Source organism: Stenotrophomonas sp. 05L44_2 (assembly GCF_056665995.1).
Genome location: NZ_JBFTNR010000056.1, coordinates 1 through 10,049, shown reverse-complemented (window position 1 = coordinate 10,049; position 10,049 = coordinate 1). Strand labels below are relative to the sequence as shown.

General features: G+C 66.2%; 9 protein-coding genes. 1 reads left to right on the top strand and 8 read right to left on the bottom strand.

The annotated features are described in order from the left end of the window. Window positions 1-145 precede the first annotated feature (145 nt). The 7 genes from gnd to AC1VAN_RS03395 form a co-directional block, all read right to left on the bottom strand. Window positions 146-1,051 carry a phosphogluconate dehydrogenase (NAD(+)-dependent, decarboxylating) gene (gnd, locus tag AC1VAN_RS03425; RefSeq protein WP_480985272.1) on the bottom strand — a complete coding sequence of 302 codons (906 nt, stop codon included), beginning with the start codon at window positions 1,049-1,051 and terminating at the stop codon, window positions 146-148. A 10-nt stretch (window positions 1,052-1,061) separates the two neighbouring features. After that, window positions 1,062-2,300, bottom strand: a complete 1,239-nt coding sequence (locus tag AC1VAN_RS03420; RefSeq protein WP_032975378.1) for a hypothetical protein — start codon at window positions 2,298-2,300, stop codon at window positions 1,062-1,064. A gap of 17 nt (window positions 2,301-2,317) precedes the next feature. Then, a complete protein-coding gene (locus AC1VAN_RS03415; protein ID WP_032975376.1) occupies window positions 2,318-2,941 on the bottom strand; it encodes a DUF2242 domain-containing protein in 624 nt (207 codons plus the stop codon). Between the two features lie 175 nt (window positions 2,942-3,116). Further along, a complete protein-coding gene (locus tag AC1VAN_RS03410; protein WP_480985271.1) occupies window positions 3,117-5,294 on the bottom strand; it encodes a carboxy terminal-processing peptidase in 2,178 nt (725 codons plus the stop codon). Window positions 5,295-5,612: 318 nt separating this feature from the next. Beyond that, on the bottom strand, window positions 5,613-6,623 hold the full coding sequence (lipA, locus tag AC1VAN_RS03405) for a lipoyl synthase (protein WP_480985270.1): 1,011 nt from the start codon (window positions 6,621-6,623) through the stop codon (window positions 5,613-5,615). A gap of 17 nt (window positions 6,624-6,640) precedes the next feature. Continuing rightward, complete coding sequence (lipB, locus tag AC1VAN_RS03400) at window positions 6,641-7,285, bottom strand: lipoyl(octanoyl) transferase LipB (protein ID WP_244439085.1); 645 nt, start codon at window positions 7,283-7,285, stop codon at window positions 6,641-6,643. Window positions 7,286-7,341: 56 nt separating this feature from the next. Next, the gene (locus AC1VAN_RS03395) at window positions 7,342-7,620 is read right to left on the bottom strand and encodes a YbeD family protein (RefSeq protein WP_032975372.1); all 279 of its coding nucleotides are present in this window, start codon (window positions 7,618-7,620) and stop codon (window positions 7,342-7,344) included. 291 nt (window positions 7,621-7,911) lie between these two features. On the opposite strand from AC1VAN_RS03395, the gene AC1VAN_RS03390 reads away from it, so the two are divergent. Next, a complete protein-coding gene (locus AC1VAN_RS03390; protein WP_373695685.1) occupies window positions 7,912-8,970 on the top strand; it encodes a lipid A deacylase LpxR family protein in 1,059 nt (352 codons plus the stop codon). Between the two features lie 166 nt (window positions 8,971-9,136). Here the strand turns inward: AC1VAN_RS03390 and AC1VAN_RS03385 are convergent. Then, on the bottom strand, window positions 9,137-10,049 hold a 913-nt coding region (locus AC1VAN_RS03385), incomplete at its 5' end, for a D-alanyl-D-alanine carboxypeptidase family protein (RefSeq protein WP_480985269.1).

Sequence of the window (10,049 nt, the reverse complement as noted above, 5' to 3'; positions counted from 1 at the left end):
GGGTGTCGACCTTGGTCGACAYGGCATGGCCTGCTCTTGGTGGGTGTCGACCTTGGTCGACACGGCATGGCCTGCTCTTGGTGGGTGTCGACCTTGGTCGACACAGTAGATCCACGCCATGCGTGGATCTACATAAAACCGGTGCTTACGACTTCTTGATGGCGTGGCCGCCGAATTCGTTGCGCATCGCTGACAGCAGGCGGTCGGTGAACGAATTGGATTCGCGCGAACGCAGGCGTTCGAGCAGCGACAGGGTGATCACCGGGGCCGGTACGTCCAGCGCGATCGCTTCGGCGACGGTCCAGCGGCCTTCACCGGAATCTTCCACATACGGTGCGATGCCATCCAGCGAGGGATTGCGCTTGAGCGCTTCGGTGCTGAGGTCCAGCAGCCACGAACGCACCACGCTGCCGTGGCGCCAGACCTCGGCCACCTGGGCCAGGTCCAGTTCCATCTCCTGCTTGCGCTCCATCAACGCGAAGCCTTCGGCGTAGGCCTGCATCATTCCGTACTCGATGCCGTTGTGGACCATCTTGGTGAAGTGGCCTGCGCCGGAAGGGCCGACGCGCGCCCAGCCGCGGTCCTCGGCCGGTGYCAGCGTGCGCAGCAGCGGWGCGATCTGTTCGACCACCGCTGCATCGCCACCCACCATCAGGCTGTAGCCTTCCTGCAGGCCCCACACGCCGCCGCTGGTGCCACAGTCCACGTAGCCCAGGTCATCTTCGGCCAGCGCCTTGGCGCGACGGATCGAGTCCTGGTAGTTGGAGTTGCCACCGTCGATGACGATGTCACCTTCGGCCAGGTGCGGGGTCAACTGGCCCAGCGTCTGGTCCACGGTATCGCCGGCGGGCACCATCAGCCACACCACGCGCGGCACCGGCAGCGCGGCCACTGCTGCGGCCAGCGAATCAACCACCTCCAGGCCGGCCTCGGCGGCGCGCTGGCGGGCGCCCTCGCCCGGGTCGTAGCCGACAACGCGGTGGCCACCGCGGTGCAGGCGCTGGGCCATGTTGGCGCCCATCCGGCCGAGGCCGATCATTGCAATATCCATTGTTTCACCTTCAGTTGGGGTCTAGGGTCAGGCTGCCTGGCCTGCCGGTGGCTGCGCAATGGCGCAACTGCGCCTCGCGCCAACGCCGGTAGAGCGTGGTATGCAGATTGTGCAACGCTAGGTCGATGGAAAACGGCGTGCGCGGATTCCGGTCGAGCAGGCGAATGATGTGGTAGCCGACAGGACGTATACCGCGTGGGTGCGCGTAGATCACGAACTGCTGGTAGAACGGATCGTCCAGCAACTGGTCCATCTGCTGCACGACGTCACGATAGCGCGGGGCCAGCTGCGCACGCAGCGCTGGATCGCGTTCGTACAACAGCCGCTCGAAATAGCGTTGGCCGACACGCGGAATGCCCTGCGCCAGCTGCCACAGGGCACGGTTGCGCTGGTCATACCAGGCCAGGCCACCGTGCTCCGCCAGTGCCTGCGCAGCGCCTGCGCCCACCTCCACCACGACGAAGTTCTCCGCCTGGTTGCTCAGATCGTCCAAGGTGCTTTTGTCGAAGACGTGTTCGATGAAGCCCGGCAGCCCGACAAAGGCCTGCCGCCCCATCGCCGACGTGCGCACGGCCTTGCCGTCGGCCATGAACTGGCCGGCCTGCGCGCCCAGCAGGATGCTGTCGGTGTCGTGCAGGCCAAGGAACGTGCCGATGGACAGTTCGGCGGGCGCGAATTCCGCATCGAAGGCCGCATCGCCGTACAGCTCGCGCTGCGTAGCCAGCTGCGCGACTTGGCGGCCGACACCGCACTCGGCACGAACGTGGCCCGTATAGAACGCATCCAGTGCGCGGCTGTTGCTGGCGGCAGGTACATAGCCGCGGCCGAAGCTGCGCACCCGCTGCCAACCCTGTGCCGGGGCGCCGCGTGCGCCAAAGCCTATCCAGCCCAGCTGCACACCGGTGAAGCGGAAGGATTCATTGTCCTGCAGTGCCTGCGTAGCGCGTTGCACGGCGCCGCCCAGTTCAAAGGCGTAGGCGCAGACCGTGGCCGGGTCATCCAGCAACTGCTGCAACAGGGCCTTCCTGTCGGCCTCGGCCAGCGTTCCCGGCCAACGCACGCGCAGATCACCGGCCGCCTGCGCCTCGGCCAGCGAGGCACGCGTACACACCGGCCCACCCTGTACCTGTGGCGTGGTGATCGTTGCGGTTTCAAAGCGCCATCCCAGCCGCTGCAGCAGGCCTTGGCTGCACTCGGCTGTAGCGGCCAGCGTGCTCAGGGGCCAGCCCAGCAGCAGGGCCCACGCCATCACCCTGCCGCGCACGCTCAGCCCTGGTCCGTTGCTGCCGGCGCTGGTTGGGGCTCAGGCCCGGCAGGAGGCTGCGGCGACGCGGCCGGTTGCGGTTGCGGTTGCGGCTCTGGCTTCGCTGCCGCTGGCAGGTACTGCTGCAGGCGCTGGAAGAAGCGCCGATAGAACTCGGCATCGGTGATCGTGCTGCTGGCCACTTTCACCAGTGAGTCGTCATTGCTGCCGAACGGCAGCGACACCGAGCCCAGCGCGCCCACGCCAACACTGGCCGAGGTCGGGCTCTTCTTCAGTGCATAGCGGTCCTGCACGGCGCTGACGAACACCAACGCCTGGCTGCCACGCGGCGCGCACGAGATACGCAGCACCAGCTGCTCATGGTCGTCCTCGCGCGGCTGGAAGTTCTTGTTGCCTTCCACCTGCGCATCGTCCGAGCGTGCGATCGCATAGCCCTGGCTGAGCAGCGTGCGCCGGGCTGCTTCGCAGGCTTCGGCGGGACGGCCATCGACGGTGCGCGAAAAGGTGTCGCCGGAGTCGAAGGACTCCCGCAGCAGACTGCTGTCGGCGGCACGACCGCCACAGGCGGTCAATGCCAAGGCACTGGTGGCAGCCAGCAGGGAAGCAGAAAGAAGGGAGGCCCGCATGGGTACTCCTGCGAAGACGTTATCCCCGAGGGTAGCCCCGTGCCCGTGTGCGCCGGGTCGAAAACACCGGTCCCGTCCGCCACCGTTGTACCCGGTTCATGCAAAAAGGGGACGGAAGGATCAAGTCGTTTGTGCCACTAACGACCTGATCCCTCCGTCCCCCTTTTTCAGTCAATCAGTCGGCCCAGCGGCCTGCGGCGGTGGACTGCGGCAGCACCTGCGCCGACAGCGGACGGTCGGCCTCCAGCRGGTTCACCGCGTCGGCCAGGATCGAGGCCGATTCACGCAGCAACGGATCCGGACGCTTCTCGGCGGCCTTCTCGCGGGCGGCATCCTTGACGATGTCGCGCTCGTTGCCGGTCAGGCCGTCATCGCTGCTGTCATCGGCCAACGGGTCCAGGGCCAGGCCCAGTTCCTTGCGCACGATCTGGCGCTGCTTGCGCTGGGTGTCCTGGCGCTCGCGCTCGGCACGTCGGGTCGCTTCATTCAGCGAGACGTACTTCTTCGCCGCTTCAGTACGGAACTGCTCCACGTCCTCGTTCCACCACTGGAATTCCTTGTCGGTGGCGATGCGCGCGTCATGGCGCGTTTCCAGCTTCGGCAGCAACGGCGCGAAGTTGCCGTACTGGGTGTGCGGCACCGCGGCGATACGGGTCCACGGCAGGGCATTGTCGTAGGTGCTCTCGCCGAACTCGGTGGCATCGACGCTGGCCGGGAACGCCAGGTCCGGCACCACACCCTTGTGCTGGGTGCTGCTGCCGCTGATGCGGAAGAACTGGGCGATGGTCAGCTTCACCTGGCCAAAGCGCTGGGCTTCGCCACTCGGCCAACGGTCCAGGTCGACGATGTTCTGCACCGTGCCCTTGCCGAAGCTGGTTTCACCGATGACCAGGCCGCGGCCGTAGTCCTGGATGGCACCAGCAAAGATCTCCGACGCCGAGGCCGAACCACGGTTGATCAGCACGGCCAGCGGACCGTCCCATGCCACGCCCTGGTTGCGGTCGCTGTTGACGGTGACCCGGCCACCGGATTCGCGCACCTGCACCACCGGACCCTGCTCGATGAACAGACCGGTCAGCTCGATGGCCTCATCCAGCGAACCGCCACCGTTGTTGCGCAGGTCCAGCACCACGCCGTCCAGCTTGTCGGTCTTGAAACCGGCCAGCAGCTTGGCCACATCGCGGGTGGCCGACGCGTAATCGGTGGCGTTGCGACGACGGCCTTCGAAGTCCTGGTAGAAGGTCGGCAGCTTGATCACGCCAACCTTCCGTGCCGGCTCGCCATTGACGGCCGGAATGGTCATGGTCTCGCCCTTGGCGGCCTGTTCGGCCAGGCGCACCTTCTGCCGGGTCAGCACCAGGGTGTGGYGCTTGCCGTCGACGCCCGCTTCGGCCGGAATGAACTCCAGCTTCACCTGGGTGTCCTTGGCGCCACGGATCTTGGCAACGACATCATCGATGCGCCAGCCGATCACATCTTCCACCAGCCCGGACTTGCCCTGGCCGACGCCGACGATGCGGTCACCCGGCTTCAGCGTGCCGTCCACGGCCGCCGGACCACCGGCGATGATCTCGCGGATCACCACCACGTCGTCCTGGCGCTGCAGCTGCGCGCCGATGCCTTCCAGCGACAGCGACATCGCCTGGTTGAAGTTCTCGGCGGTACGCGGGGTGAAGTAATCGGTGTGCGGATCAACCGCGCTGGTGTAGGCGTTCATGAAGAACTGGAAGGTGTCTTCGCCCTTCAGCTCGTTGACCGACTTTTCCAGGGTGGCGTAACGCTTGTCCAGCGTCTTGCGGATGTCATCGGACTTCTTGCCGGCCAGCTTCAGGCGCAGCCAGTCATTCTTCACCGACTTGCGCCACAGCTCGTCGAGTTCGGCGTTGGACGCTGCCCACGGCACGTCCTTGCGGTCGTACTCGAAGCGCTCGTCGGTGGTGAAATCCGGTTCCTGCTTCAGCAGCTTGCGCGCATAGGCCACGCGCTCGCCGACGCGCTGCTTGTAGACCGCGAACACCTGGAAGGCCGGCTCCAGCTCGCCGCCGCGGATGGCATTGGCAATGCCGGCCTGGAACGGTGCGAAGCGGGTGATGTCGGCCTGGGTGAAGTACTGCTTGCCGCCGTCCAGGGTCTCCAGGTAGCGCTTGAACACATCCTTGGAGGTGGCTTCATCGAGCGCACGCGGGCGATAGGCGTAGCGGCTGTCGGACAACAGGCCGTATACCAGCTTGGAGGTGGTCACCTGATCGGCGGTAGCCGCCGCCGGCAACGCCGGCGAGTCGGCCTTGGCCGCCAGCGCCAACGGCGCGACCAGCGCCAGGGCCATCAGGAATGCGGGGGCTTTGAATTTCATTGACGTGCTCGAAGGCGCCTTGCCAAGGGGGAGACTGCAGGGTGTTCAGACACCACGACAGTGCCGAAAGTTGCCGGGTTTGTCACCCGTCCACTTCCAGTGGAAAACCAGCCTAGCGGGGCCGGTGTAGCAAATTGTGAATGGCTGAAGAGCGGCCCACCTTGCGGTGACGTCTATCAGGTTACGGAGGCCGTCGGGTTGCAAGCCCCCTGAGTCAGGGGGCGGCCGCGAAGCGGCGGGGGTGTGGGTGGTGGTAAGCCGGGGCCCACGGTGTGCGCAGCACACCGTGGGAAGCGGTAGCGCGCATCGCGCAACCGCTTACTGGACGCCGGCACCCTTGGCCTGTACGTCGGCGTGGTACGACGAGCGCACCATCGGGCCGGAGGCCACGTGGCTGAAGCCCAGCTCGTAACCGTAGACTTCCAGCGCCTTGTAGTCGTCCGGGGTCCAGTACTTCAGCACCGGGTGGTGGTGCGCGGTCGGCTGCAGGTACTGGCCGATGGTGATCATGTCCACATTGTGCGCACGCAGGTCGCGCATGGTGGCCTTGATCTGTTCGAAGTCTTCGCCCAGGCCCAGCATGATGCCCGACTTGGTCGGTACGTCAGGGTGCTGCGCCTTGAAGTTCTTCAGCAGSKTCARCGACCACTGGTARTCSGCRCCCGGSCGMACGTTGCGGTACAGGTCCGGCACGGTYTCGATGTTGTGGTTGAACACGTCCGGCGGGTTCTGCGCGAGGATCTCCAGCGCGCGCTCCATGCGGCCCTTGCCGCGGAAATCGGGGGTCAGCACTTCGATGCGGGTGCCCGGCGATTTCTCGCGGATGGCGGTGATGCAGTCGACGAAGTGCTGGGCACCGCCGTCGCGCAGGTCATCGCGGTCGACGCTGGTCACCACCACGTACTTCAGGCCCATGTCGGCCACGGTCTGGCCCAGGCTGGCCGGCTCGTTGGCATCGGGCGGCTTCGGCCGGCCGTGTGCCACGTCGCAGAACGAGCAGCGGCGGGTGCAGACCTCGCCCAGGATCATGAAAGTGGCGGTGCCGTGGCCGAAGCATTCGTGGATGTTCGGGCAGCTGGCTTCCTCGCACACGGTCACCAGGCGGTTCTCGCGCAGCTTGGCTTTCAGGTTCTGCACGGCATTGCCCGAAGGAATGCGCACGCGGATCCAGGAGGGCTTGCGCAGCACCGGCACGTCGGCGAACTGCACCGGCGAACGGTTGATCTTGTCCCCACCCATCTGCTTGACCCCGGCCTGCAACGGCGCGGTGGACGGAAGCTCGGCCTGCACGATCTGCAGGGGAATGGTGCGGGCAGTGGTTTCAGTCATGGCGTTTCCGGGGGCGGTCAGGCGGCCGCAGAGAGATCAGGCAGTTCAGGCACGGGCTGCAGCAGCAGGCCGAACTGGCGGGCCAGGTGGTCCAGCAGCACCGGCTTGACGGCGTCCATCCCGGACGGACCACCCAAGTCTAGCACCGTGGTCACCTGCAACCCCTCGTAACCACAGGGGTTGATGCGGTGGAAAGGGTCGAGGTCCATGGCCACGTTGAAGGCCAGGCCGTGGAAGGTGCAGCCGCGCCGCACGCGGATGCCGAGCGCGGCGATCTTGGCGCCGCCGACGTAGACGCCCGGGGCGCCATCGAGCCGTTCGGCACCGATGTTCCATTCCGCCAGGGTGTCGATGATGGCCTGCTCGATGCGGCATACGTAGTCGCGCACGCCGATGCCCAGCCGCGGCAGCCGCAGCAGCGGATAGATCACGATCTGGCCGGGGCCGTGGTAGGTCACCTGGCCACCGCGATCGACGTGGACCACCGGGATCTCACCCGGCGCCAGCACGTGTTCGACCTTGCCGGCCTGGCCCAGGGTGAACACCGGCTCGTGCTCGACCACCCACAGCTCGTCCAGCGTGTCATCGTCGCGCTGGTCGGTGAAACGCTGCATGGCGTGCCAGACCGGCTCGTAGGCCTGGCGCCCCAGGTCACGGACCACCGCCGGGCGCGGCGGGCGCGCCTCGGGGGCAGCCGCTTCGGCAGCGCAGCTGACGGCTACACCGTCCACTTCACTTCCGGGTGGTCGCGCAGGGCCTGGTGGGCCACGTCGTACTGTTCACGGTTCTCGGCCCGGAAGACCAGGCGCACCGAGACGTACTTGCCGTTGGACGAATGCTTCCAGCTGATGCGCTCGTTCACCACGTCGACGCCAGCAGCCAGCAGCAGGCGGGGGAGTTCATGCTCCAGGCCGCGGTTGGCCGGGCCCATCGCGCTGAGCTCGAACTGACCGGGGAACTGGAAGCCGTGTTCGGGGTTGTCGGACTTGATTTCCATGCGCCCATTATCGGGCCGCAGGGCAACAAACCCAAGAGTATTCATGTAAGCCGGCGGCACTGCGGGCGGGCCGCTGCGTTGCAGCTGAACATCCATTCAGGCTGGGACCCAGCTCCCAGGGTGCCCCATCGCTGCGGCTTCACCTGCGGTAATCGATTGTATCGATCAGACAATGTTGTTTTCGGAACAGACAAGTGATCCCAGCGCGCTCGTTCCATCACAGCGCCGGGAGTACCGTGTCGTTGCATAAAACGACAGACAAAAGCCCCCTTCCCGATGATCATCCCATCCATGCGCTACCTCGCATCCTTTGGATTGTCCGGCCTGCTGGCCACCGCCCTCCCCCTTTCCGCCTACGCAGCCGAGCAATGCGGCCCGGACGCGATGCGCGAGCACCCGCCGCAGGTCAATTTCCGCGTCGACAACGACCTGTTCGGCGGCCGCCACCAGGACCAGGGCTATACCAACGGCGCCCAGCTGACCCTGGTCTCGCCCAACCTGGTCGATTACACCGACGACCCGTGCCTGCCGCGCCTGGCCCGCTGGGTGAACAGCCACCTGGAGGCACTGCACCCGGGCAGGTTCGAACAGCAGAACATGATCTTCAGTCTGGCCCAGGGGATCTTCACCCCCACCGATTTCACCCGGAAGGACCTGATCGAAGACGACCGCCCGTATGCGGGCGTGCTGGTGGCCAGCTTCGGCTACAACGCACGCAGCGGCGACCACCTGCAGACCACCCAGCTGACCCTGGGCGTGGTGGGCCCGTGGGCGCAGGGCCGGCAGGTGCAGAACGCGGTGCACGACGTGCTGGGTGATGAGAAATTCCAGGGCTGGGACAACCAGCTGCACAACGAACCGGTGTTCATGCTGACCCACGAGCGCATGCGCCGCTGGCCGGGCGATGCCAGCATCAATGCCGACGGCTGGGGCTGGGATGCGATCAGCCATTACGGCGGCTCGATCGGCAACCTGGAAACCAAGGCCAACGTCGGCGGCGAAGTGCGTTTCGGCTGGAAGCTGCCCGACGATTTCGGCAGCACCCCGCTGCGCCCGGCCGGCGAGAACACCGCGCCGACCCGGGGTGGCAAGCCCAGTGGCTGGTCGTGGCACATGTTCGCCACCACCGATGCGGCGTGGGTGATCCGCGATATCACCCTGGACGGCAACACGTTCCGCAACAGCCACAGYGTGGACAAGCGCCACGTGGTCGCCTACGGCGGTTACGGCGTGGCAGTGATGCGCGGCCGCTGGAAATTCGCGGTAGCCCGTTACCACAGCACCCGCGAGTTCAATGGCCAGCGCGAAGCCCCGGTGTTCGGCAGCTTCACCATCAGCCGCTCGCTGTAAGCGAGGGGCTGATGGTGAAGCGGGTAGGTGCCGACCGTTGGTCGGCACACCGGATTGAATCGCTCGCTGTAATCCGGGACTGCGTCCGCCGGGCCATGCCCGGCGGAATCCCACGAAAAAGGCCGGCATTCGCCGGCCTTTTTCATTCACCGCAGCAGGCTGCGGATCATTCCGATTCCCACCACATCCAGAAGCTGTCCCACAGGCGCTTGAAGAAGCCGGCCTGCTCGACGGCGGCCACAGCCACCAGCGGCGCTTCGGCCACCAGCTTGCCATCCAGGGTGACCTTGACGGTGCCGATCTGCTGGCCAGCGGTGAACGGCGCTTCCAGGGTCTTGGGCACGTCGATGCTCGGCTTCAGGTCGTTGTAGCGACCGCGCGGCACGCTGACCAGCATCGGCTGCGCCACGCCCAGCTGCACCTTGTCGGTGGTGCCCTTCCATACCTTGTGCTCGGCCACGGCCTTGCCCGGCTCGTACAGGCGGTGGGTCTCGAAGAAGCGGAAGCCCCAGTTCAACAGGGCCAGGCTGTCATCGGCGCGCTGCTTTTCCGACGCGCCGCCCAGCACCACCGCGACCAGGCGCTGGTCACCGCGCTGGGCCGAGCTCATCAGGCAGTAGCCGGCCTCGGAGGTGTGGCCGGTCTTGATGCCGTCCACGCTGCCATCGCGCCACAACAGCAGATTGCGGTTGGGCTGCTTGATGGTGCCGACCTGGAATTCCTTGATCTTGTTGTACGCGTAGGTTTCCGGGTAGTCGCGCACCATCGCGCGGCCCAGCAGGGCCAGGTCGTAGGCACTGCTGTGATGGCCCGGGGCGGTCAGGCCGTGGGCGTTCACGAAGTGCGAGTTCTTCATGCCGATCTTGGCGGCGTAGCTGTTCATCAGCGAAGCAAAGGCTTCTTCGCTGCCGGCCACGTGCTCGGCCAGGGCGATCGCGGCGTCATTGCCGGACTGGATCGCCATGCCCTTTTCCATGTCTTCCAGGCGCGCGGTCTGGTTGACCGGGAAGCCGCTGTAGCTGCCATCGGTGCCGGCACCACCTTCGCGCCAGGCGCGTTCGCTCATCATCACCTGGTCA